General features: G+C 54.0%; 24 protein-coding genes and 1 other RNA gene. 18 read left to right on the top strand and 7 right to left on the bottom strand.

Annotated elements, in window-relative coordinates:
* Positions 1-28 precede the first annotated feature (28 nt).
* From ppiD to V6E55_RS05905, 5 genes are all read left to right on the top strand, one after another.
* The gene (ppiD, locus tag V6E55_RS05925; RefSeq protein WP_316942379.1) at positions 29-1,900 is read left to right on the top strand and encodes a peptidylprolyl isomerase; all 1,872 of its coding nucleotides are present in this window, start codon (positions 29-31) and stop codon (positions 1,898-1,900) included.
* Between the two features lie 148 nt (positions 1,901-2,048).
* Positions 2,049-2,417: a helix-hairpin-helix domain-containing protein gene (locus tag V6E55_RS05920; RefSeq protein ID WP_129996569.1), complete on the top strand. Its 369-nt coding sequence runs from the start codon at positions 2,049-2,051 to the stop codon at positions 2,415-2,417.
* A gap of 99 nt (positions 2,418-2,516) precedes the next feature.
* Complete coding sequence (locus V6E55_RS05915; protein WP_028017637.1) at positions 2,517-2,915, top strand: YbgC/FadM family acyl-CoA thioesterase; 399 nt, start codon at positions 2,517-2,519, stop codon at positions 2,913-2,915.
* A gap of 48 nt (positions 2,916-2,963) precedes the next feature.
* Positions 2,964-3,329, top strand: coding sequence for a type II toxin-antitoxin system RelE/ParE family toxin (locus V6E55_RS05910; RefSeq protein WP_129996568.1), 366 nt, complete (start codon positions 2,964-2,966; stop codon positions 3,327-3,329).
* Complete coding sequence (locus V6E55_RS05905; RefSeq protein ID WP_316942378.1) at positions 3,301-3,630, top strand: helix-turn-helix domain-containing transcriptional regulator; 330 nt, start codon at positions 3,301-3,303, stop codon at positions 3,628-3,630. Before V6E55_RS05910 ends, V6E55_RS05905 begins: the two co-directional genes overlap by 29 nt.
* A gap of 2 nt (positions 3,631-3,632) precedes the next feature.
* Here V6E55_RS05905 and queC read toward each other — a convergent pair whose 3' ends face one another.
* A complete protein-coding gene (queC, locus tag V6E55_RS05900) occupies positions 3,633-4,328 on the bottom strand; it encodes a 7-cyano-7-deazaguanine synthase QueC (RefSeq protein ID WP_316942377.1) in 696 nt (231 codons plus the stop codon).
* A 65-nt stretch (positions 4,329-4,393) separates the two neighbouring features.
* A complete protein-coding gene (locus tag V6E55_RS05895; RefSeq protein ID WP_316942376.1) occupies positions 4,394-6,094 on the bottom strand; it encodes an SgrR family transcriptional regulator in 1,701 nt (566 codons plus the stop codon).
* 101 nt (positions 6,095-6,195) lie between these two features.
* Here V6E55_RS05895 and cof point away from each other — a divergent pair, with 101 nt between their 5' ends.
* Positions 6,196-7,014: an HMP-PP phosphatase gene (gene cof / locus V6E55_RS05890; RefSeq protein ID WP_114977941.1), complete on the top strand. Its 819-nt coding sequence runs from the start codon at positions 6,196-6,198 to the stop codon at positions 7,012-7,014.
* A gap of 40 nt (positions 7,015-7,054) precedes the next feature.
* Here cof and V6E55_RS05885 read toward each other — a convergent pair whose 3' ends face one another.
* Positions 7,055-8,101, bottom strand: a complete 1,047-nt coding sequence (locus tag V6E55_RS05885) for a PLP-dependent cysteine synthase family protein (RefSeq protein ID WP_316942375.1) — start codon at positions 8,099-8,101, stop codon at positions 7,055-7,057.
* A gap of 115 nt (positions 8,102-8,216) precedes the next feature.
* Here V6E55_RS05885 and V6E55_RS05880 point away from each other — a divergent pair, with 115 nt between their 5' ends.
* From V6E55_RS05880 to amtB, 5 genes are all read left to right on the top strand, one after another.
* Positions 8,217-8,675, top strand: coding sequence for an Lrp/AsnC family transcriptional regulator (locus V6E55_RS05880; RefSeq protein ID WP_316942374.1), 459 nt, complete (start codon positions 8,217-8,219; stop codon positions 8,673-8,675).
* Between the two features lie 30 nt (positions 8,676-8,705).
* On the top strand, positions 8,706-10,478 hold the full coding sequence (locus V6E55_RS05875) for a SmdA family multidrug ABC transporter permease/ATP-binding protein (protein WP_114977943.1): 1,773 nt from the start codon (positions 8,706-8,708) through the stop codon (positions 10,476-10,478).
* Entirely contained in the window at positions 10,471-12,252 is a 1,782-nt protein-coding gene (locus tag V6E55_RS05870; protein WP_316942373.1) for a SmdB family multidrug efflux ABC transporter permease/ATP-binding protein, read from the top strand. Before V6E55_RS05875 ends, V6E55_RS05870 begins: the two co-directional genes overlap by 8 nt.
* Positions 12,253-12,472: 220 nt before the next feature.
* Positions 12,473-12,811, top strand: coding sequence for a P-II family nitrogen regulator (gene glnK, locus V6E55_RS05865; RefSeq protein WP_008503304.1), 339 nt, complete (start codon positions 12,473-12,475; stop codon positions 12,809-12,811).
* A gap of 35 nt (positions 12,812-12,846) precedes the next feature.
* Positions 12,847-14,136: an ammonium transporter AmtB gene (amtB, locus tag V6E55_RS05860; protein WP_114977945.1), complete on the top strand. Its 1,290-nt coding sequence runs from the start codon at positions 12,847-12,849 to the stop codon at positions 14,134-14,136.
* A gap of 48 nt (positions 14,137-14,184) precedes the next feature.
* Here the strand turns inward: amtB and tesB are convergent, their stop codons facing one another.
* Positions 14,185-15,045 carry an acyl-CoA thioesterase II gene (tesB, locus tag V6E55_RS05855; protein WP_028017629.1) on the bottom strand — a complete coding sequence of 287 codons (861 nt, stop codon included), beginning with the start codon at positions 15,043-15,045 and terminating at the stop codon, positions 14,185-14,187.
* A gap of 203 nt (positions 15,046-15,248) precedes the next feature.
* Here tesB and V6E55_RS05850 point away from each other — a divergent pair, with 203 nt between their 5' ends.
* On the top strand, positions 15,249-15,776 hold the full coding sequence (locus V6E55_RS05850) for a YbaY family lipoprotein (protein ID WP_114977946.1): 528 nt from the start codon (positions 15,249-15,251) through the stop codon (positions 15,774-15,776).
* A gap of 28 nt (positions 15,777-15,804) precedes the next feature.
* Here V6E55_RS05850 and V6E55_RS05845 read toward each other — a convergent pair whose 3' ends face one another.
* Entirely contained in the window at positions 15,805-16,116 is a 312-nt protein-coding gene (locus tag V6E55_RS05845) for an MGMT family protein (RefSeq protein ID WP_410493435.1), read from the bottom strand.
* 169 nt (positions 16,117-16,285) lie between these two features.
* On the opposite strand from V6E55_RS05845, the gene ffs reads away from it, so the two are divergent.
* From ffs to V6E55_RS05830, 3 genes are all read left to right on the top strand, one after another.
* Positions 16,286-16,382, top strand: an RNA gene (ffs, locus tag V6E55_RS05840) — signal recognition particle sRNA small type.
* Positions 16,383-16,644: 262 nt separating this feature from the next.
* Positions 16,645-16,896 (top strand): hypothetical protein, encoded by a 252-nt coding sequence (locus V6E55_RS05835; protein WP_114977949.1) that lies wholly within the window; start codon positions 16,645-16,647, stop codon positions 16,894-16,896.
* On the top strand, positions 16,893-17,108 hold the full coding sequence (locus tag V6E55_RS05830; protein WP_013095877.1) for a hypothetical protein: 216 nt from the start codon (positions 16,893-16,895) through the stop codon (positions 17,106-17,108). Before V6E55_RS05835 ends, V6E55_RS05830 begins: the two co-directional genes overlap by 4 nt.
* 81 nt (positions 17,109-17,189) lie before the next feature.
* On the opposite strand, the gene yczR is transcribed toward V6E55_RS05830, so the two are convergent.
* Entirely contained in the window at positions 17,190-18,611 is a 1,422-nt protein-coding gene (gene yczR / locus V6E55_RS05825; protein WP_316942372.1) for a MocR-like transcription factor YczR, read from the bottom strand.
* Between the two features lie 87 nt (positions 18,612-18,698).
* On the opposite strand from yczR, the gene yczE reads away from it, so the two are divergent.
* The 3 genes from yczE to V6E55_RS05810 all read left to right on the top strand — a co-directional run bounded on the left by yczE (position 18,699) and on the right by V6E55_RS05810 (position 23,654).
* Positions 18,699-19,310, top strand: a complete 612-nt coding sequence (yczE, locus tag V6E55_RS05820; protein WP_316942371.1) for a membrane protein YczE — start codon at positions 18,699-18,701, stop codon at positions 19,308-19,310.
* A 77-nt stretch (positions 19,311-19,387) separates the two neighbouring features.
* On the top strand, positions 19,388-20,458 hold the full coding sequence (locus tag V6E55_RS05815) for a LacI family DNA-binding transcriptional regulator (RefSeq protein WP_316942370.1): 1,071 nt from the start codon (positions 19,388-19,390) through the stop codon (positions 20,456-20,458).
* Between the two features lie 103 nt (positions 20,459-20,561).
* Entirely contained in the window at positions 20,562-23,654 is a 3,093-nt protein-coding gene (locus V6E55_RS05810) for a beta-galactosidase (protein WP_316942369.1), read from the top strand.
* A 35-nt stretch (positions 23,655-23,689) separates the two neighbouring features.
* On the opposite strand, the gene V6E55_RS05805 is transcribed toward V6E55_RS05810, so the two are convergent.
* Complete coding sequence (locus tag V6E55_RS05805) at positions 23,690-24,493, bottom strand: nickel/cobalt efflux protein RcnA (RefSeq protein WP_316942368.1); 804 nt, start codon at positions 24,491-24,493, stop codon at positions 23,690-23,692.
* Positions 24,494-24,533: the final 40 nt, after the last annotated feature.

The following is a 24,533-nucleotide window of genomic DNA, read 5'->3' as shown; positions in this document are numbered from 1 at the left end:
GTCACCTACAGCGGAGTGTTGTTACACCATGATGGACAGCTTACGCACGGCTGCTAACAGTCTCGTGCTCAAGATTATTTTCGGTATCATTATCGTGTCGTTCATATTGACCGGCGTGAGCAGTTACCTTATTGGCGGTGGCGCAAACTATGCCGCAAAAGTGAATGGCCAGGAAATCAGCCGTGGTCAGTTCGAGAATGCTTTTGCCGGTGAACGTAACCGTATGCAGCAACAGCTGGGCGACCAATTCTCTGAACTGGCGGCGAACGAAGGGTATATGAAAACCCTGCGCCAACAGACACTGAACCGTCTTATCGACGAAGCGCTGCTGGATCAGTATGCCAAAAAACTGGGTTTGGGTATCAGTGATGAGCAGGTGAAAAAAGCCATCTTCTCCACGCAAGCCTTCCAGTCTAACGGCAAATTCGACAACGCACGTTACAACAGCATCGTTAATCAGATGGGCATGACTGCCGATCAATACGCTCAGGCTCTGCGTAATCAACTGACCACCCAGCAGCTCATCAATGCCGTTGTGGGCACCGATTTCATGCTCAAAGGTGAAACGGATGAACTGGCAGCATTAGTGTCGCAGCAGCGCGTTGTTCGTGAAGCGACCATTGATGTGAATGCCCTGGCGGCGAAACAGCAGGTGAGCGATGCTGACGTTAATGCTTACTACGAGCAGAATAAGAATACCTTTGTTTCTCCGGAGCAGTTCCGTGTGAGCTACATCAAGCTGGATGCCGCAGCGTTGCAGGAAACTGCGTCTGATACGGAAATCCAGTCTTACTACGATCAACATCAGGATCAGTTCACTCAGCCGCAGCGTAACCGCTACAGCGTGATCCAGACCAAAACTGAAGCAGATGCTAAGGCAGTTCTGGACGAACTGAACAAAGGCGCTGATTTCGCCACCCTCGCGAAAGCGAAATCCACCGATATTATCTCCGCGAAAAACGGCGGTGATATGGGCTGGCTGGAAGATGCAACGACCCCTGATGAGTTGAAAAATGCAGGTCTTAAAGACAAAGGCCAGCTCTCTGGCGTAATCAAGTCTTCCGTTGGTTTCCTGGTCGCGCGTCTGGACGATATTATCCCTGCGAAAACCAAGCCACTGGCTGAGGTTCGTGATGATATCGCGGCGAAAGTGAAGCAAGAGAAAGCGCTGGATGCCTACTACGCGCTGCAGCAGAAAGTGAGCGATGCAGCCAGCAACGACAACGAGTCTCTCGCAGGTGCAGAGCAGGCGGCTGGTGTGAAAGCGGTTGAGACGGGTTGGTTTGGTCGTGACAACCTGCCGGAAGAGCTGAACTTCAAACCGGTTTCTGATGCCATCTTCAACGGTGGTCTGGTGGGCGAAAATGGCACACCAGGCAGTAACTCTGACATCATTACCGTCGACGGCGATCGTGCATTCGTTCTGCGTGTCAGCGAGCACAAACCAGAAGCGATTAAACCGCTGGCGGAAGTGAAGGATCAGGTTGTCGCCCAGGTTAAGCACAACAAAGCGGAACAGCAGGCAAAACTGGATGCTGAGAAGATTCTGGTTGATCTGAAAGCGGGTAAACAGGACGCGCTGAAAGCCGCTGGCCTGAGCTTCGGTGAGGCGAAAACGCTGAGCCGTACCGGCCAGGACCCAATCAGTCAGGCTGCGTTTGGTCTAACACTGCCAGCAAAAGACAAGCCGAGCTTCGGTACCACAACGGATATGCAGGGGAATGTGGTTCTGCTGGCGCTGGATGAAGTGAAAGCCGGCACGATGCCAGAAGCGCAGAAGAAAGCGATGGTTCAGGGGATTACCCAGAACAACGCCCAGATTGCTTTCGAGGCGATGATGAGCAACCTGCGTAAAGAAGCCAAGATTAAGCTGGGCGATGTGATGACTCAGCAGCAATAATTACGTATCTGCTCGCAGATTTTCGTAACGCTCTGCAAAAACTAAAGGCCGCTTTCGCGGCCTTTTCCATTTCTGTTATCTGTTGTTTGTGCCTGTTTTCCTGGGCGGCTATCGTGGCGTGGCTGTCAACAAACAAGGAGATAACAGCATGAAATGTGGAATTAAAGTACTGCTCATTACACTGATTATTGCCACCACCGGGATGAGCGCTGGGGCTCTGGCTGCAAAAGCACAGGGCGTACAAAGCCAGGCAGAGACACCAGTACAAACGAATGCTCCCGCCAAAACAGCAGAGAGTAACAAAGTGACTGACAATGATGGCTCGCGAGTCAGCATCAATTCGGCATCAGCAGAGGATATCGCTCGTGTGATGAATGGGGTTGGGCTGAAAAAGGCGCAGGCCATCGTCAGCTACCGCGAAGAATATGGCCCCTTTAAAACGATCGACGACCTGAAGCAAGTCCCTGGGATGGGTAGCTCACTGGTTGAGCGCAATCTCTCACACCTGACGTTGTAAATAAGCAATTTCTTGCACAGTGGCAAAAATTTGCCAGGATAATGAGGTCATACCAGTTGTGACCTCTAATCCTATAACAACACTAAAGGCTATTGCGCTATGCAGACAAAAATCAAAGTTCGCGGTTTCCATCTTGATGTATACCAGCATGTCAATAACGCCCGCTATCTTGAGTTTCTTGAGGAGGCTCGCTGGGACGGTCTGGAAAACAGCGAAAGTTTTCAATGGTTGACTGCGCACAACATCGCGTTCGTGGTCGTCAATATTAATATTAACTACCGTCGCCCTGCCGTACTGGGGGATGTGCTGACTGTCACCAGCCAGGTACAGCAGCTAAACGGGAAGAGTGGCGTGTTAAGTCAGGTGGTGACGCTGGATCCCGAGGGACAGGTGGTGGCTGATGCTCTCATTACTTTTGTCTGTATTGATCTTAAAACCCAGAAAGCGCTACCGCTGGAAGGAGAATTGCGTGAAAAGCTGGAGCAGATGATTGTGTAAAATTTTTGTCTTTTATAAAAGACAAATGGTTTTTTCAGGGATAGAATCATGGACAGGGACTACGTTGTGGAGCGTTACCAGACCCGAGACGGAAAAGTGCCGTTTGAGGAGTGGGTGGCGAAGATGAAGCGAAAGGATCCGGAGTTAGTGTTTCGGATCCTTTTACGTATAGACCGGGCGGAAAAAGGGAATTTCGGTAATTACCGATACCTCAGAGATGGCGTCTGGGAAATGAAAATAGATTGTGGTCCCGGTTATCGAGTTTATTTTGCAGTAGAACATCGGGAGATCTTATTGTTACTGATTGGCGGTGACAAAAAGAGTCAACAAGCTGATGTTAAACAGGCAATAGGCTACTGGAAAGATCATCAAAAGGGTAAACCGGATGAGCAGAAGCGAACGAAAATTTTCTAGTTCCATCAGTCACGATGAAGCGGTCGTTAAAATGCTTCGCGAAAATCCATCTTACGCACAGCTTTATCTTCAGGTCGCTCTGGAAGAAATCTATGAAGACAAGGGGATACCTGCATATTTAATTGCGTTAAGACGTGTTATCGAATCCCGCGGCGGTATTGGCGTCATCTCTGCTAAAGCGGGTCTGTCCCGCCAACAGCTATACCGAACGTTATCAGACAACGGTAACCCTACGCTGACAACGTTAATGAAAATCACGCGTGCTGCTGGCGTGAAACTGTTCGACAGCACGGTGAAGTAACTTTATTTCAGTCCGGTTTTTTTCTGCATCGCGGCCATTACGCCAGCTTTATCGGCCAGATAGTGATTAAGCCCGTTAGCGCGCAGATTGCAGGCAGCGCACTGACCACAACCGTTACCTTTGATACCGTTATAGCAGGTGAGGGTTTCACTGCGAACCAGGTCCAGTTTGCCCCAGTAGTCTGCCAGCGCCCAGGTCTCTGCTTTATCCAGCCACATCAGGGGTGTTTCAAAGCGCGTCTCTTTTGCCATCCCAAGATTGACCGCATGGTTTAGTGCCTTCACGAACTCGTCGCGGCAGTCCGGGTAGCCAGAGAAGTCGGTTTCGCACACGCCGGTGATCACCGCTTCGGCTTGCACCTGGTAAGCATAAATCGCCGTCAGGGTCAGGAAGAGAATATTACGTCCAGGAACAAAGGTATTTGGGATACCGCTGGCGTCAGGTACATAGCCAGGTACAGGAATACTGTCGCGGGTGAGGCTGCTGACGGCCAGTTCATTTAACAGCGTAACGTCCAGCACCTTGTGCGCGCGTGCGCCCAGTTTCAGAGCCAGTTCACGCGCAACGTCGATTTCAGCGCGATGGCGTTGACCATAATCGAAAGTGACACAGTGAACTTCATCATACTGATGAAGGGCCTGAACCAGGCAGGTAGTGGAATCTTGTCCTCCGCTGAACACGACGACGGCACGTTTCATAAATCATCTCGATAGTTACGATAAAACGTTATGTTACCGTCTGACCACGACGGCGACCAGCTTCTTCACGATTTGGGAGCGGGCAGCCAGGCTTCGGTAAAATCAAACCAGCCGCGAGTGTTAAGCCGAATTCCGTTGACCCCTGGCGGGGCGCTGATCTGGTATTGATAGTTGAACAGTGGCGTTAGTACAGCTTTTTCCATGAGCTGAGAGAAAATGGCTTTGAGCCCGGCATGTCTGGCCTGTTCGTCGGTCTGGGTCTGTACGGCGTCCAGAGTGGCCTGCAAATGGGCAAATTGCGGCGCGTTCAGCAGGTGTGGCCATAAAACGTCACAGCGCAGCCATTGTTCAAGCGTATATTCCGGCGCTTCGCCAATCAGTCTGTCCCCCATCATGATGTCAGCATCGGCAAGATTCTGACATCCGTCCCAGGTTTTCGCATCGTAAAAGATAACCGTAAGCTCACAACCCTGTTGCGCAAGATACAGTTTTAGTTGGCTTGCCATCGTATGTAACTCGACGGGCAAATGGTAAGCCAGTGTTAATTTTTCCGGCAGAGGTACATTCGTTAAATCAGGCCACTGCGGGATCGCCCAGCCGGGAAGTAACTCCTCTGTCGGGGTAATCAGCCCTTCATCCAGTGGAAGCGTATGCAGAAGCGTGGAGAGATGGATGATATTGATGAGCCGTCGCGCCTGCATTTCACTCAGGCGCGGGCTTTGCTTCAGGGTGAGATAACAAAAACCCAGGCTGGTGCTGTTAGTGACCAGGCGCAGGCGCTCCAGTTCATCCGGCTCGCCAATGGCGATTTGCACCGGATGGCGACAGCTGGTACCTAACCCATAGTCAAACAGCGACGGTGTTATCCAGTATTCGATCGCTTTAAGCAATGGATGGCTGAGATGGTACTGTTCGTGGCTCTCCAGACGCACCAGATCGGGGTCGTACACGCTGAGTCTGAAGGGGCCGCAGCCCGTCATCGGCTGGTCGGGATGCGCAAGCCGGCTACAGTAGGTTGCCAGCCGATGTGCCAGCCAGAAATCCGGTTGATGCAGGATAAAGGTCAGGCACTGGGGATGGGTGACTTCAATACATAAGACACTCTGGAATAGCTTACGCAAGGCAGGCAGTGCAAGCAGCGCTATCAGGCTTTGCTGCAACTGCACGGTTTCGACCTTATCACCGTTATGCCAGTGTAGCGTGGAGCGAATATAAAAATGCCAGCGCAAACCGTCCTCTGACACCTCCCAGTGATGGGCAAGATCGCCAGTTGGTTCACTGCTGTCGCCGTGAAAGCGTGTTAACCCGGAAAAAACCTGCCCTGCCAGGTGCTGTTCTGCCCGGCCGGGTAAAAAACCCGGATGAAGGGGATCCAGTGAGCGGTAATAGGGAATGCGCAGCGTCGGCGTATCGTTTTGCCATTGCCCGCCTAAGAACGGATGCAGCAATGAACGTAACTCTTGTGGTGCAAGCTGGGCCAGCTCAAGCGCGTTGTGCTGCTGCCCATGCTTCAGAGCCTCTTCCATCATCGCATTGCGCAGTGACTCAGGGGTGACGTGGAACGTCAGTTCACCGCGCTTTCCGCGACCAGACTGTGCACGCCAGGTAAGCCATCCCGCCTCATGAGCCTGACGCAGCAGCGTTCGAACATGCCTTTCACTACAGAAACAGCGGGTCGCCAGTTCGCTGATGGTGACGTGTTGTGTCGCGCCAGCGGAAGGCTGCCACAAACGGTGATACTGGTTGAGTCGGTTAAGCTGACGCATGAGAAACCCGGAACAATAATTATCATCTATTCACTATTACTTCCGTATATCTCACGTAATACTGAAGCACAAGTTCACCGCATCACACTTCAGGAGTAATCATGGCTCGGCTCGCTGCATTTGATATGGACGGTACGCTGTTAATGCCGGATCACCGTTTAGGGGAGAAAACCCTGAACACGCTGAAGCGCCTGCACGAGCGTGATGTCACACTGACGTTTGCCACCGGCCGCCATGTGCTGGAGATGCGCCATTTACTGGGGGCGTTTTCCCTGGACGCTTTTCTGATCACGGGCAACGGGACGCGCATTCATTCCGTGGAAGGGGACGTTCTGCACCGTCAGGATCTTAACCCGGAAGTGGCGGATATCGTGCTACACAGTACCTGGGATACCCAAGCCAGCCTCCACGTTTTTAACGATAACGGCTGGTTTACCGGGCGTGAAATACCGGAGCTGTTGCATGCGCATGTCTACAGCGGTTTTAAATATCAGCTTATCGATCTGCGTCGGATCCCTGCCCATGCGGTGACCAAAATCTGTTTTTGTGGCGATCATGACGATCTCTGTCGCTTGCGCATTCAGTTAAATGAGGCTCTGGGTGACAAGGCGCACCTGACCTTTTCGGCGGTGGATTGCCTGGAGGTGCTTCCCGTGGGCTGTAACAAAGGTTCTGCCCTGGCGGTACTGAGTGACCACCTGGGCTTCACACTGCAGGATTGTATGGCGTTTGGCGATGCCATGAATGACCGCGAGATGCTGGGCAGCGTTGGTCGCGGTTTGATAATGGGGAATGCGATGCCGCAGCTAATTGCAGAACTTCCTCATCTGCCTGTTATCGGGCATTGCGGTAACGAAGCGGTGTCCCATTTTTTGACGCATTGGCTGGACAACAACAACCTCCCATATTCCCCCGAATAGTGAGACCCTTCCAGCAAGCCAGACTTCGGTCTGGCTTTTTTTATTTCACCAGCTGTGCAATTTGCGCTTTCCAGGGCTCAATATCGCCGATATTTGCCTGCACCCATTCCGCATTGTAATAGGTCTCAAGGTAGCGCTCGCCGCTGTCGCAGAGCAGGGTGACGATGGAGCCGGTTCGACCCTCTTCACGCATGCGTACTGCGAGCTGCAGGGCTCCCCACATATTGGTCCCGGTAGAAGCCCCGACTTTGCGGCCAAGCTGCGTTTCCAGCCAGTGCGCGGTGGCGACACTTGCGGCATCCGGTACGCGCAACATCTCATCCACCACATCCGGGATGAACGATGGCTCCACGCGCGGGCGACCAATCCCTTCAATTTTACTGCCCACCGGGCTGCGCAGGTCGGCATCGCGATTCTGCCAGTAGTCGAGGAACACGGAGTTTTGCGGGTCAACCACCATCAGTTGGGTGTCGTAGCCCTGACAGCGGATATAACGCCCGATGGTGGCGGAAGTACCGCCCGTCCCGGCGCTCATCACAATGTATGAGGGAACGGGATGCGGTTCGTGGGACATCTGACGGAAAATACTGTCGGCGATATTGTTATTGCCGCGCCAGTCGGTGGCACGTTCCGCAAAGGTAAATTGATCCATATAGTGGCCGTTCAACTCGCGTGCCAGCATTTCGGATGCCGCGTAGATTTCACAGGCACTTTCCACAAAGTGGCAGCGTCCACCATAGAATTCGATCTGTTCGATTTTACGTTTCGCCGTGCAGGAAGGCATGACGGCGATGAAGGGTAAACCCAGCAGGCGGGCAAAGTAGGCTTCGGACACCGCCGTTGAACCGGATGAGGATTCAATGATGGTGGTACCTTCTTTAATCCAGCCGTTACATAAACCGTATAAAAACAGTGAACGCGCCAGGCGATGCTTCAGGCTACCGGTAGGATGGGTGCTTTCATCTTTCAGATAGAGCTGAATACCGTCAAATCCCGGCAGGGAAAGTCGAATCAGGTGCGTATCCGCCGAGCGCTGATAGTCGGCATTGATTTCGCTGATGGCATGTTTAACCCAGGAGCTATTCATCGTAGTTATCCGTTTGTCATTTTGTGCCCAGCATAGCGAAAAGCACAGAAAAAATTGTTGCTATATGACCTTTAAAATAGAATGAAGGGAGAAAAATTTTCTCTGTGAGGTGGGTATGCTAGATAAAATTGACCGCAAGCTCCTTTCATTGCTGCAAAGTGACTGTACCCTCTCTTTGCAGGCACTGGCAGATGCCGTTAATCTGACCACCACACCGTGCTGGAAGCGCCTTAAGAAGCTTGAAGATGACGGGATCCTTCTGGGACGCGTCGCGTTATTAGATCCCGAAAAGCTGGGGCTTGGGTTGACGGCATTTGTGCTGATTAAAACCCAGCATCACAGCAGCGAGTGGTATTGCCGTTTTGTCTCTCAGGTTTCTGACATGCCTGAGGTGCTCGGTTTCTGGCGTATGGCCGGAGAATACGATTACCTGATGCGCGTTCAGGTGGCGGACATGAAGCGCTATGACGATTTTTACAAGCGACTGGTGAACAGCGTACCGGGTTTGTCGGACGTCACCTCGAGCTTCGCGATGGAACAGATTAAATACACCACAGCACTACCTATTGAATAACTTCGTAAAATACCTTCAGGAACAAACCGCGTGCGATTATTTGCCCAATTAAGCTGGTACTTTCGTCGGGAGTGGCAACGCTATCTAGGCGCAATATTCCTGCTTATTATCATTGCCATTTTGCAGTTGATCCCGCCGAAAGTGGTGGGATATGTCGTGGATGGCGTTACTGAACAACATTACACCACCGCACGGGTGTTGATGTGGGTTGGCACACTGGTGCTGACGGCCGTCATTGTTTATCTGTTGCGCTATGTCTGGCGCGTGCTGTTATTCGGTGCGTCCTACCAGCTGGCCGTTGAGCTACGTGAAGATTTTTACCGTCAGTTGAGCCGACAGCACCCAGAGTTTTATCTGCGACACCGCACCGGGGATCTCATCGCACGCGCGACAAACGACGTCGATCGTGTGGTGTTCGCCGCCGGAGAAGGGGTGTTAACGCTGGTGGATTCTCTGGTCATGGGTTGCGCGGTCCTGATTGTGATGTCGACCCAGATCAGCTGGCAGCTCACCCTGCTGGCATTGTTGCCGATGCCGCTGATGGCACTGGCGATCAACCGTTTTGGTGAGCAACTGCATGAGCGCTTTAAGCTGGCGCAAGCGGCGTTCTCTTCACTGAACGACCGTACGCAAGAGAGTATGACCAGCATCCGTATGATTAAAGCATTTGGTCTGGAGGACAGACAATCAGCACTGTTTGCAGCCGATGCCGCAGACACGGGGGCGAAGAACATGCGCGTCGCGCGAATTGATGCGCGTTTTGACCCGACAATCTATGTCGCGATCGGTATGGCAAACCTGCTGGCTATTGGTGGTGGAAGCTGGATGGTGGTACAAGGCTCGTTAACCCTGGGACAATTGACCAGCTTTGCGATGTACCTGGGGCTGATGATCTGGCCGATGCTGGCATTGGCCTGGATGTTTAACATCGTTGAACGCGGTAGCGCCGCCTACAGCCGTATTCGCACCATGTTGGCCGAAGCACCGGTGGTGAATGACGGCAACGAAGCCGTACCTGAAGGGCGCGGTGTCATAAATGTTGACGTCCGTAAGTTTGTTTATCCGCAAACGGAACATCCGGTACTGGAGAACGTTAGTTTTACGCTTCAGCCTGGTCAGATGTTGGGCATTTGTGGCCCAACAGGTTCTGGCAAAAGTACCGTGCTCTCACTGCTTCAGCGCCACTTTGACGTCACGCAGGGCGACATTCGTTTCCATGATATTCCCCTGACGCAACTGTTGCTGGACGACTGGCGAGGTCGTCTGGCGGTCGTCAGCCAGACGCCGTTTCTCTTTTCCGACACTGTGGCTAACAACATTGCCCTCGGACGTCCATCGGCGACACAGGAAGAGATTGAGCATGTGGCGCGTTTAGCCAGCGTACATGATGATATTTTGCGTCTACCGCAGGGCTACGAAACGGAAGTCGGGGAACGTGGCGTCATGTTGTCCGGAGGACAAAAGCAGCGAATCTCAATTGCCCGCGCGCTGCTTCTTAATGCCGAAATCCTGATTCTGGATGATGCGCTTTCCGCGGTGGATGGTCGTACCGAACACCAGATCCTGCATAACCTGCGCCAGTGGGGCGACGGACGTACGGTGATTATCAGTGCCCACCGTTTGTCGGCGTTGGCGGAAGCCAGCGAAATTTTAGTGTTGCAGCACGGGCACATTGCCCAGCGCGGGCAGCATGAAAAACTGGCTGAGCAACCGGGCTGGTATCGCGACATGTATCGTTATCAACAGCTTGAAGCGGCGCTGGATGATGCCCCGGAACAGGACACGGAGGCCGCGAATGCGTAAATTTGGCTCGATGTGGCCGACGCTAAAACGTCTGCTGGCCTACGGTTCACCGTGGCGAAAACCGCTGTCTGTTGCCGTGCTGTTGCTCTGGATTGCGGCGATTGCTGAAGTGAGCGGTCCACTGCTTATTAGCTATTTCATCGACAACATGGTTGCCAAACGTTACCTGCCACTGGGGCTGGTGGCGGGCCTGGGTGTGGCTTACGTTGGCTTACAGCTGACGGCGGCGGGGCTTCATTATGCTCAGTCGTTGCTGTTTAACCGTGCAGCCGTGGGGGTCGTGCAGCAGTTGCGTACCGATGTCATGGACGCTGCATTGCGCCAGCCGCTCAGCGAGTTTGATACCCAGCCCGTCGGGCAGGTGATTTCGCGCGTGACCAATGATACGGAGGTGATCCGCGATCTTTACGTCACCGTGGTGGCAACTGTGCTGCGCAGCGCGGCGCTGATTGGTGCGATGCTGGTGGCGATGTTCAGCCTCGACTGGCGAATGGCACTGGTGGCGATCACCATCTTCCCGGCGGTGTTGATTGTGATGGTTATCTATCAACGTTACAGCACACCCATTGTGCGTCGGGTGCGAGCCTATCTGGCCGATATTAATGATGGCTTCAATGAAGTGATCAACGGTATGAGCGTCATTCAGCAGTTCCGTCAGCAGGCACGTTTTGGCGAGCGGATGGGCGAAGCCAGTCGTTCGCACTATATGGCGCGTATGCAGACGCTGCGGCTTGACGGTTTCTTGTTACGCCCGCTATTGAGCCTCTTCTCCGCGCTGGTGCTCTGTGGCCTGCTCATGTTGTTTGGCCTGACCACTCACGGAACCATTGAGGTTGGGGTCCTGTATGCTTTCATCAGCTACCTTGGCCGCCTTAACGAACCGTTGATTGAGCTTACGACACAACAGTCGATGCTCCAGCAGGCCGTCGTGGCAGGGGAGCGCGTGTTCGAGTTGATGGACAGACCGCGTCAGACCTACGGCAACGATGACCGTGCGCTGCAAAGCGGGGCCATTAGCTTTGATAACGTCTCGTTTGCTTATCGTGAAGACCGGCTGGTATTGCAGGACATTACACTGGATGTCCCGTCCCGGGGCTTTGTTGCGCTGGTGGGGCATACCGGCAGCGGTAAGAGTACGCTCGCAAGCTTGTTGATGGGGTACTATCCGCTAAGCCATGGTGAGATTCGCCTCGACGGACGCCCGCTCGCGTCTCTCAACCATAATGTGTTACGTAAAGGCGTTGCAATGGTGCAGCAGGATCCGGTCGTGATGGCGGATACTTTCTACGCCAACGTAACGCTGGGCCGGGACTATACCCATCAACAGGTCTGGGATGTACTGGAGAAAGTTCAACTGGCAGAGCTGGCACGTGGTTTCAGCGACGGGATCAATACGAAGCTGGGTGAGCAGGGGAACAATCTCTCTGTTGGGCAAAAACAGCTCCTGGCGCTGGCGCGGGTACTGATTGAAACGCCGCAAATTTTGATTCTGGATGAAGCAACGGCCAGTATTGATTCCGGTACCGAACAAGCTATCCAGCAGGCGCTGGCCGCCGTGCGTGACCATACAACGCTGGTGGTGATTGCCCACCGCCTTTCCACGATTGTTGACGCGGATACCATTCTGGTGCTGCACCGTGGACAAGCCGTTGAGCGCGGTACACACCGGGAGTTGCTGGAAGCAAAAGGGCGCTACTGGCAAATGTACCAGTTGCAACTGGCAGGCGAAGAGCTGGCTGCCAGCGTGCGTGAGGAAGAGTCACTGAGCGCCTGATGCACCAAAATGAGGCGACGCACTAACAGTCATTCCTGTTGGTGCAAAACTGAAACGCACCATGCACTGGCATGGTGCGTTTTTTTTCACCCGTTTGTTGATCAAGGCCGCGTAACGCTCCTTGCACCGCGATTCACCCTGTTTTTCATTTCTGGCACATCCCTTGCAATATCTTCTGCGTTAGCTGCGGCCATTACCGAATTCTGACTGGAGGGGATCTATGAAGCTGGTTACGGTTGTAATCAAACCATTCAAACTCGAAGACGTGCGTGAAGCGTTGTCTTCAATGGGTATTCAGGGACTGACTGTCACCGAAGTGAAAGGCTTTGGTCGTCAGAAAGGTCATGCCGAGCTTTATCGCGGGGCGGAATACAGCGTTAACTTCCTGCCAAAAGTAAAAATTGATGTCGCGATTGCTGATGATCAGCTTGATGAAGTCATCGATGTGATCAGCAAAGCGGCCTACACCGGCAAAATTGGCGACGGCAAAATTTTCGTTGCCGAACTGCAGCGCGTCATTCGCATCCGTACTGGCGAATCTGACGAAGCGGCACTGTAAGTAACTCCTGGCACACAGTGATAGGGATCGAGAAAATGAAGATAGCAACACTTAAAACGGGTCTGGGTTCGCTGGCACTGCTGCCGGGCCTGGCGCTGGCTGCTGCTCCTGCGGTGGCAGACAAAGCCGATAACGCCTTTATGATGATCAGCACCGCGCTGGTGCTGTTCATGTCAATTCCGGGCATTGCGCTGTTCTACGGTGGCCTGATCCGTGGCAAAAACGTTCTCTCCATGCTGACGCAGGTTGCCGTGACATTCGCACTGGTCTGCGTGCTGTGGGTGGTTTACGGTTACTCACTGGCTTTCGGCACGGGCAACGCCTTCTTTGGTAACTTCGACTGGGTGATGCTGAAAAATATTGAGCTGACCGCGCTGATGGGCAGCTTCTATCAATATATCCATGTCGCTTTCCAGGGCTCGTTCGCCTGTATTACCGTCGGGCTGATTGTGGGCGCGCTGGCTGAGCGTATTCGCTTCTCTGCGGTGCTGATCTTCGTGGTGGTCTGGCTGACGCTATCGTATGTGCCAATTGCACACATGGTCTGGGGTGGTGGTCTGCTGGCAACGCACGGTGCCCTGGACTTCGCGGGTGGTACCGTTGTACACATCAACGCTGCGGTCGCAGGTCTGGTGGGCGCATACCTGATTGGCAAACGCGTTGGTTTCGGTAAAGAAGCGTTCAAACCGCACAACCTGCCGATGGTCTTTACGGGTACTGCGATCCTCTACTTTGGCTGGTTCGGCTTCAACGCCGGTTCGGCAAGTGCTGCGAACGAAATTGCCGCACTGGCTTTCGTGAACACTGTAGTGGCAACGGCGGGTGCAATCCTCTCCTGGGTATTTGGTGAGTGGGCGGTGCGCGGTAAACCTTCCCTGCTGGGTGCCTGTTCGGGGGCCATTGCCGGTCTGGTTGGTATCACGCCAGCGTGTGGTTATGTTGGTGTCGGTGGTGCGCTGCTGGTCGGTCTGGTGTCCGGTCTTGCGGGTCTGTGGGGCGTGACTGCACTGAAACGTGTTCTGCGCGTTGATGACCCTTGTGATGTGTTTGGTGTACACGGCGTGTGCGGCATCATCGGTTGTATCATGACAGGTATCTTCGCCGCGAAATCTCTCGGTGGCGTGGGTTACGCAGAAGGCGTCACCATGGCTCATCAGTTGCTGGTACAGCTGGAAAGTATTGCTATCACCGTTGTGTGGTCTGCAGTTGTGGCCTTCATTGGTTACAAACTGGCAGACATGACAGTCGGTCTGCGCGTACCGGAAGAGCAGGAGCGCGAAGGTCTGGACGTCAACAGCCACGGCGAGAATGCGTATAACGCATAATAAACAGCAAAACGGCAACTTCGGTTGCCGTTTTTAATGGTTGTTTCCTCAGCCTCTATTACGCATCACCCCTTCCTGTACCGTCGAGGCCACTAGCACGCCATCCTGGGTATAAAACTCCCCACGTACAAACCCGCGTGCGCTTGACGCTGACGTACTTTCCACACTGTAGAGCAACCACTCATTCATGTTGAAAGGACGGTGGAACCACATGGAGTGATCAATCGTCGCAACCTGCATCCCTTTTTCCAGGAACCCGACACCGTGCGGCTGCAGCGCCACCGGCAAGAAGTTGAAGTCTGACGCATAACCCAGCAAATACTGATGAACGCGGAAGTCTTCTGGCACATTACCGTTAGCCCGGATCCAGACCTGGCGCGTCGGCTCGGCGGTGTGACCTTTCATCGGGTTATGGAACTCGACGGGACGGATCTCAAGCGGCTTGTCACAGAGGAACTTCTCTTTGACCTGCGGTGGAAGCAGGTGCGCCAGCGCGCGGGCGATGTCGGTTTCAGATTTCAGCTCGTCGGGTACCGGTGCCGGAGGCATCGCCTTCTGGTGCTCATAACCGGTTTCAGGTGCCTGGAAAGAGGCGGTCATGTAAAAGATTGGCTTACCGTTCTGAATGGCCGCTACGCGTCGCGCACTGAAACTGTTGCCATCTCGTAATACTTCGACGTCATAAACAATCGGTTTTGCGCTATCGCCGGGGCGTAAGAAGTAGCTGTGGAATGAATGCACCAGACGGTCTGCCGGGACAGTCTCCTTTGCTGCGTACAGCGCTTGTCCTACGACTTGCCCACCGAAGACCTGGCGTAAGCCCAAATCTTCGCTCTGTCCGCGAAAGAGTCCTTCCTCAATTTTTTCCAGATTCAGTAATGTCAGCAGATTGTTCAGTGCCTGACTCATAGTTGTCCTCAATAAACGCCGTAGCGAAAGATAGGCAGAGTATAACGCAGAAATGAAAGTGGTCCGATGGGTAGAATAATCTGAATATCGGGACGATCTCAGGCATTAATCAGTGATTTGTGCCACACTTGAATACGTTATGTGATTGAAACGACATCGGATGGGATCGATCCCGCTGGTGCATTGATGATAAGGAGACTTCAATGAAACTCGTGCCCATGCTAAGTGGTGTAGCTATTGCGGTGGCGTTGTCCGCCTGTGCCGGTAAGAGCGCCCAGGTGCCAGTGCCAGCAGCAGATCCATACGGGATTAATACCCTTTCTCAGCAATCCATTCAGCAGCCTAACGTTTCCGGTACCATCTGGATTAAACAGAAAGTGGCGTTACCGCCGGATGCGATATTAACGGTCACTCTTTCTGATGCTTCTCTGGCAGACGCGCCGTCGAAAGTACTGGCGCAGCGTGCCGTACGTACTGAAGGTAAGCAGGCACCGTTTAGCTTCGTGTTGCCGTACAACCCATCAGACGTGCAGCCGAATGCCCGTATCCTCATGAGTGCAGCGGTAACGATCAACGGTAAGCTGGTCTTTATCACCGATACGGTCCAGGAAGCGATCAACAACGGTGGGACCAAAGTCGACCTGAACCTGGTGCCGGTGCAGCAGACCGAAGTGCCTGTGGCTCCGCAGACGAACCAACCGTCTGTACCAACCCCACCGACTCAGCTGTAATTTATACCCCTCTCCTTTGGGGGAGGGGTCAGTATACCCAGCGATACTTCTGTAAATCGATCTGCCCTGACCCAGACACCTGCACACCTTCTGAGAGTAACGCCTGACGTTGACGCTGGAGATCCGGACCCGTCAGCGAGATGACTCCATGACGGTTGACCACCCGGTGCCAGGGCAGGGTACTCCCTTCCGGTAGTCTTTTCAGAACACCGCCCACCTGCCGCGCTGCGCGCGGAGAACCCGCCAGACGCGCGACTTCACCATAGGTGGTGACATAGCCTTCCGGAACAGAGGCCACGATTTGCCATACACGCTGTGGAAATGAGTCGTGTTCGTCCATACGTTCACCTGTGGGATTTACTGGACAGCCATGTTATACGAAGAACGGCAGGATTGCTGCGCCAGTTTGCGCAAGAAACCAGCATCCGGTTCCTGGCAGCTTGCAATTGGGCGTTAGCACAGGGATAATGCGCCAGCGCGTTGGTTATCAACGCTCTCAATGGGGGCTCTGTTGGTTCTCCCGCAACGCTACTCTGTTCACCAGGTCAGGTCCGGAAGGAAGCAGCCAGGGCAGACGACGTGTGTGCCGGGATGTAGCTGGCAGGGCCCCCACCCACTTCTGGCTCCGCAAGATTTTCCCTGCATCTCCTTTTCCCTTAAACGGTTAGTCTGCAATATTTATGCGCCTATATCGTGTAATATATATTTCATCGCATTGAAATATTATTGTCATAAACCTGTAATAATAGACTGTCATTTTATCATTGGATGTCTATTTTCTTCCATAACTCAAAAAAATATATATCTGGATAACATTGTTAACTTCGTGTATTAAATAAAGCACTTATTCCTAAGGGAAGTGACAAACATGGCTACTGCGGTATTAAACGTTAAAATTGATGGCGCGCTAAAAGAAAGACTTCGTCACTATGCGGAAGTGAATAACGAGAATTTAAGCGTGACGACAGAGAAACTGCTGCTGCTGGCATTTGAAGCAGTAGAAGAGGCGGGAGTATCGGAAGAGGATATTGATAATCAGCATACGGAAGAAGAGAGTGTTACTCCTTTTACTCCTAAAGAAATCAAAGCTCTACGTAAACTTCTGAAGAAGAGAAAATGAAACAACAACTGTCTACTGCCAGTGACTACAAAGAGGCCTGTGATTTGTTGCGTTCAGGCTACGTGAAGCATGTACGTCTTGGCTGGAATGTCGGAAGTGATGAGTTCTTTCGTATTGCGTCTGACTGGTGTGATACCGGCGCAAAAATAAAGAAAGACGGTGAAAGCTTCGTTATTTCACTGAAAGGTTTTCCTATTCCTCCTCAGCACTAAATCCTGACAGGTGAAAACTGCTGACTGCATGTATTACAGTCAGCAGTTTTTATTTTATGATCTACTTCAAATTTTTAAATATTACACCAGACTGCGTTTTACTGACGGCGCGTTTTTATTCAGAGCGAGCCAGAGTGGTTTGATCCTCAGTAAAGCCTGTTCAAGCTCTGTCGGTTCGAGCGAAAAAGGCATCCGTAAATAGCGGTCGAATGCCCCCGATAAGCCAAACCGTGTGCCAGTCCCCAGGTTGATCCCCAGTATTTCTGCTCGTGCGGCTAACTGTGTTGCCTGCATACCAGGTAGTTCGATCCAGTATGAGAGCCCACCTTCCGCTTCATGAAATTTCCATTCCGGGAAATGTTCACGTAGCAATTCACCACATCGATCACGTCGTTCTGCCAACATTTTTCGACGAGCAGGGAGAAACGTCTCGCTATTGTTAATCAGCCACAGCGTCGCCAGTTGCTCCAGCAGCGGAGAACCCAGATCCAGGGTATCTCGGGTCTGAGCGAGTGTCGCGATGGTGCGCGAAGAGGCGCGGATCCAGCCGAGACGCAACCCTCCCCAGAAACTTTTTCCGGCAGAACCTAGCGTGATTACGTTGGCTTGCGGGTTAAACGATGCCAGTGGTGGCGGTGGCGGTGAGTCAAACCAGAGATCGACCATCGTCTCATCCACCACCAGCGCCGTGCGGGTTTGCGCGGCGATATCAGTTATTGCCTGACGCGTCGCGATATCCATATATCGCCCGGTCGGGTTATGAAAATCTGGCATCAGATACGCCAGACGAGGCGCCGTCTGGGCAAGCGTTGCCGCAAAGCCATTTGTATCCCAGCCGGTTTCCGGCAGTGACACTCCCACGGGCCGGCATTGCGCCCCCTGAATGGCGGCAATCGCCAGCGGATAGGTGGGATGATCGACCACGACACGATCCCCCGGCCCGGTCATCATCCGCAGTACCAGCGCAAAACCACTGACGGCTCCATTAACCACCATCACCTCGTCCGCCCGGGTCGGAAGACCACGCGAGGTATAGCGTGCAGCGATGGCTTCCCGCAGTGACGGCAACCCAAGCTGATCGTAACCCGTCAGCGAGAGATGCTGGGTAATGGCCGTGAGCGCATGGGTGTAAGCCTGGTGGATCTCTGGCCCGGCATTGAGCGCGGCAGTGGAGAGATCCAGCGCGGCGCTTGCCGCTGAAAGCGTTGGAACCGCGCGCGTATCCGGGAGGATCACGCGTGATCCACTGCCGTGTCGGCTTTCGAGGTATCCCTCTTCGCGCAGATGGGCGAGGGCGCTGCTGATAGTCGTCCGGCTCACATCCAGCGCGGTGGCCAGTTCCCTTTCGCCTGGTAGCCGCGTATTCAGTGCCAGTCTGCCATCAAGGATTAACAGACGCAGCGCGTCGGCCAGCTGACGCCAGAGTGGGGTGCGGGATGAGGTTTGCTGCCAGTGGCCTAAAAGACGTACCATAGACTGGCTTCCGAAGCGACGTGATGACATATGCAGTCCACTATTTGAAAACTGGACATTAATCATAGTGCCATTTTAGGTCAGGATGAAAGTCTGGTTCACTGGAGAAGATAAAAAATGGTACGTCGTCTGCTACAACTTTATGTTGGTTTAGGGCTGTATGGGCTTTCAACCGCGATGTTTATTCGTTCTGATCTGGGTGTTGATCCATGGGATGTTTTCCACCTTGGGGTAGGGATACAACTGGGGATGACTATCGGGACGGTGATCATTGTGACCGGCGCTGCGGTGCTGCTGCTGTGGATCCCCCTGCGTCAGATGCCGGGTCTTGGCACAATCAGTAACGTGATTTGTATCGGTCTGGCGGCGGACGCCAGCATGGCGCTTATCCCGGAACTTGATTCCTTATCCATTCGAATCGCTTTCCTGGTGTCGGGCATCGTGATGAACGCGATTGCGACCAGCATGTACATCGGTGCCGGTTTCGGGCCTGGCCCGCGCGATGGTTTGATGACGGGTATTCATGCTCGTATGGGGTGGTCAATTCGCAGCGTGCGTACGTCAATTGAAGTGTCCGTCCTGCTGATTGGGTGCGTGCTTGGCGGCACGTTTGGTGTGGGAACCGTCTTGTATGCCCTGACCATTGGCCCGCTTATCCAGCTCTGTCTGCCCTGGTTCCGCCACAAGCCACGCATTGAGAAAGTACCTCAGCCGGAACGGGTTGTTTAATTTTGCGAAGCGCTCACATGCTTTAACGGCGTCGCTGTGCCAGAATAGAAGCTTCTAAAATTGCGATGCCAGAATGCATGAAAGCAATCACTCTCTATGATGTTGCCCTCCATGCGGGGGTTTCTTATCAGACCGTGTCCCGTGTCATTAACGATGCGGAACATGTCTCTGCCCGAACGCGGGAAAAGGTGCAGCAGGCGATGGCGGAGCTGCACTACGTTCCTAACCTTCGGGCACAGCAGCTGGCGGGTAAACGCACCCGTACGCTGGGTCTCATCACTACCGACCTGGCCCTGCACGCGCCTTCGCAAATTGTGTCGGCGGTAAAATCGCGTGCGGCGGAGCAGGGGGCGAGCGTCCTTATTTCCATGGTTGAGCAACCGCAGCAGTGTCAGATCGCGCTTCAGGCGTTGCTGGCGCAGCGTGTGGAAGCGCTGCTGGTGAATGTTCCGCTTGACGATCATCACGCTGAACAGCTCAGGGCGCTGGCGTCACCCGTCCCGGTGTTGTTCCTCGATGTATCGCCTTCAGCGCAGGTGAACAGCCTGGTGTTTAATGCCGAGCAGGGGGCACGTCTGGGCGTTGAGCATTTACTTTCATTAGGGCATCAACGCATTGCCCTGCTGAGCGGACCGGAAAGCTCGGTTTCTGCGCGGTCGCGTATGGCGGGTTGGAAAGCTACGCTGGCACAGGCTGGTCTTGAAGCTAACGCGGTGGCATATGGTGACTGGAGTGCGGCGTGTGGGTATGAGAAAGGACATGTGCTGTTATCGGCGGCGGAATTACCTGATGCCATTCTGGTGGCGAACGATCAAATGGCGCTCGGAGTAATGCGTGCCTGCGCAGAAAAGGGGATATCTATTCCCGGCCAGATATCCGTGGTTGGGTTTGACGATACCGCAGACAGCGCCTGGTTTTCTCCGCCGCTGACGACCGTTCGTCAGGCGTTTCGTGAGGCGGGAGAGCAAAGTGTGGAATGGCTGCTGGCGCCCACTCAGGGTGATGAGTGCTGGCAGGTTCAGTTGTCTGTTACGCTGGTAACCCGTCATTCCAGCGCGCGCCGTGTACCGCAGCAGGCAGAATATGAGGAACTCGCGCAGCAGCTCAGAAGCCTGGCGCTACGGGCCGAACAACTTGCCCGTAAATAAGACTTTTGTGATCTGACTCGCTACCCCACGATCGAACACTTTACCGTAACTCAGTGCCAGGGCATGTTAAGCAAAATTGTGAGCGCTTCGCAAAGAGGTCGATATGCCCAACACACCATCGCTGACTCTCAGCGCAATACTGGCCCGTCGGGACTGGGAAAACCCAGGGGTAACTCAGTGGAACCGCCTGGCTGCACACGCGCCGTTACACAGTTGGCGTCATGAACAACCAGCCCGGGATGATGCCGGTTCCCTCAGCAAGCACTCCCTTAACGGAGAATGGCAATTTAGCTACTTCCCAGCTCCGGAGCAGGTTCCCCAGACATGGGTGACAGAAGATTGCGCGGATGCAGTCGCGATGCCCGTACCGTCTAACTGGCAGATGCAGGGGTTTGACACCCCCATCTACACCAACGTTACTTATCCTATACCTGTTAACCCACCTTTCGTTCCTCACGAAAACCCGACCGGTTGTTACTCGCTCACATTTGAAGTGGATGATGCCTGGCTGCATAGCGGGCAAACCCGGATTATCTTTGACGGCGTGAACTCGGCGTTTCATCTGTGGTGCAACGGGCAGTGGATGGGGTATTCCCAGGACAGCCGACTGCCCGCCGAATTTGATCTCTCGGCGGCATTACGCCCCGGACAAAACCGGCTGGCCGTTATGGTATTACGCTGGTGCGACGGTAGTTATCTGGAAGATCAGGACATGTGGCGCATGAGCGGCATTTTCCGCGATGTGACGTTGCTGCATAAACCCGAGACGCATATTGCCAATTATCAGGTGGCGACAGACCTGAATGCAGAGTTGGACCGTGCAGTACTGAAGGTCGATGTCCAGCTTGCAGGTGCTGGTTTTGCAGACTGCGAGGTGGCCTTTACCCTGTGGCGTAATGGGGAAAAATGCGTCAGCGCAACCCAGTGCCCAGGGTCTGCCATTGTGGATGAGCGCGGCAGTTGGGCCGAGCGTTTAACGGTAGCCATTCCCGTTGAGGCCCCGGCGCTATGGAGTGCTGAAACACCGGAGCTGTATCGCCTGACAATCGCGCTTCGGGATGCGCAGGGCAACGTGCTGGAGATTGAAGCCTGCGATGTTGGCTTCCGTCGCGTTGAAATCAGTAACGGTCTGCTGAAACTCAACGGTAAACCGCTGCTGATACGCGGGGTAAACCGGCACGAACATCACCCGGAAAATGGCCAGGTGATGGACGAAGCGACAATGCGCCGTGATATCGAAATCATGAAGCAGCACAACTTTAACGCTGTACGCTGCTCGCACTACCCGAACCATCCACTGTGGTACACGTTATGCGACCGCTACGGGTTATATGTTGTTGACGAAGCCAATATCGAAACCCATGGCATGGTGCCGATGAGCCGTCTCGCTGACGATCCGCGCTGGTTGCCCGCCATGAGCGAGCGTGTGACCCGTATGGTGCAACGCGATCGTAATCATCCTTCTATTATCATCTGGTCTCTGGGCAATGAGTCCGGGCATGGCGCGAATCACGATGCCATGTACCGCTGGCTAAAAACCACGGACCCAACGCGCCCGGTACAGTATGAAGGCGGTGGGGCAAACACGGCGGCGACCGATATTGTTTGCCCGATGTATGCCAGGGTCGACCAGGACCAGCCTTTCCCGGCAGTCCCCAAATGGTCAATCAAAAAATGGATCGGCATGCCGGATGAAACGCGTCCGTTGATCCTCTGCGAATACGCCCACGCGATGGGTAACAGCTTCGGTGGATTCGCGAAATACTGGCAGGCGTTTCGCAACCATCCTCGCCTGCAGGGTGGTTTTGTCTGGGACTGGGTCGATCAGGCCCTGACGAAAAAAGACGAAAATGGCAACACGTTCTGGGCGTACGGTGGAGACTTTGGCGATAAACCGAATGACCGTCAGTTCTGTCTCAATGGCCTGGTGTTTCCCGATCGCACGCCACATCCGGCGCTGTATGAGGCGCAGCGCGCGCAGCAGTTTTTCACTTTTACGTGGGTGAGGACGTTACCACGGGTGATTGCGGTGCGAAGCGACTATCTGTTCCGCCATACCGATAACGAAGTGCTGAAATGGACGATAGCCCGGGATGGGAAAGTGCTGGCTGTGGGTGAGGTGACGCTCGCTATTGCTCCCGGAGGAACTCAGCATGTGGAAATCGATCTTCCGGAGATCAAGCCTGAACCGGGTGAAGTCTGGCTGAATGTTGAAGTATCTCAACCGCGGGCAACACCGTGGTCGCTGGCAAACCATCGCTGCGCATGGGAACAGTGGCCGCTTCCGGCCCCGCTGTTTATTTCACCGCCAGCTCCCACGGGTGTGGCTCCTGTTTTGACGCAAAACGCTCGTATGCTTGAGGTTACGCACCAGCAACAACGCTGGCAGTTCGACCGCCTGTCAGGAAACCTGACCCAATGGTGGCGTAATGGTGTTGAAACGCTGATTTCACCTGTGACGGATAACTTTAGCCGTGCGCCGCTGGACAACGACATTGGTGTGAGTGAAGCGACGCAAATCGATCCGAATGCCTGGGTTGAGCGCTGGAAAGCGGCAGGTATGTACGATCTCACTTCGCGCGTGCTGGTCTGTGAGGCAGAACAGCACGCAGGTGAGGTGGTGGTCACCACCCTGCATGCCCTGGAGTTTGGTGGCAAAGCGCAGTTCCTGAGTCGTAAAATCTGGCGGGTGGATGATCAGGGTGTGCTGCATGGTGATATTCAGGTCGATGTTGCGTCTGATATCCCGGAACCCGCGCGCATTGGCCTGAGCGTTCATCTCGTCGAAGCACCGGAAAATGTTCACTGGCTGGGGTTGGGTCCACATGAAAACTACCCGGACAGAAAGCTGGCGGCGCAGCAGGGGCGCTGGAGATTACCTCTGGAGGCGATGCACACACCGTATATTTTCCCGACGGAAAATGGTTTGCGCTGCGATACTCGCGAACTTGTGCTGGGAAGGCACCAGTTAAAGGGTCGATTCCATTTCTCCGCGAGCCGCTACAGCCAACAGCAGTTGCGTGAGACAACCCATCATCATTTATTGCGTGAGGAGCCGGGTTGCTGGCTCAATCTTGATGCGTTCCATATGGGCGTGGGCGGCGACGATTCCTGGAGCCCCAGTGTCTCGCCGGAATTCATCCTGCAGGAGCGCCAGCTTCGTTATACCTTCAGCTGGCGGCAGAACCTTAACTAACCTCTGAGATGCGGCCACCTGGGGTGGCCGTATGCTTAAGCCAGGATCCCGCTTAATCCATGCAGGCCCATGTAAACCCCTACCAGGGTAATCAGTGCCGCTGAGATCCACGGCGCTTTTCGTGAAATTTTGCTAAACCCGGGCCAGCGTTTTGACGCATGCTTGAGGCTTAAAGCGGCAATTGCGCCGGAAGCCACCAGCGTGATCGCCAGACCAATACTGAAACTGAACACCAGCGTTGCGCCGAGAGCAAAATGCTTCAGTTGCAGGCAGATCAGCAGGACTGTAATGGATGCAGGGCAGGGGATAAGCCCCCCGGTCAGGCCAAACATCGCGATCTGCCCGGTGGTGACATTTTGACCGGTGAAACGTCGGTTAATATCCTGTGCGTGCGCCCGTTGATGGGCGTCCTGCCACTCCTCCTCAACCAGTTGATGTCCATGGTGGTGATGCTCATGGTCATGGTCATGGTGGTGATCGTGATGGTGATCGTGCGGCTGACTCTCTTTCCAGGTTCGCCAGGCCATCCACAAGGCGATTGCTATGATCAATACCCCGGAGATCAGCTGGAACCAGGGCTCGGACGTGTGTGCATCCCATCCCTGACCAAACCATAAGCCAGCCATGGCAATGATCCAGACCACCGCCGTGTGGGAAAGTGTTGCCGCCAGCCCGAGCATCACAGCCTGTTTCATCGTACCGCGGATTGCCACGATAAAGGCGGCCATCATCGTTTTTGAGTGGCCCGGTTCGAGGCCATGCAGCGCGCCGAGCAGGATAGCGCTGGGGACAAACAGCCAGGCGTTGCCCTGCTGCAGGAGTGAAGCAAAATCGTTCATCGAAGATTCCGGAATGGAAAGCGAGATTAAATACTACTCC

It is taken from the genome of Enterobacter sp. 342, from assembly GCF_036663495.1.
In the GTDB taxonomy this organism is placed as follows: Bacteria; Pseudomonadota; Gammaproteobacteria; order Enterobacterales; family Enterobacteriaceae; genus Enterobacter.
This window is presented reverse-complemented; position numbering and strand designations above follow the sequence as displayed.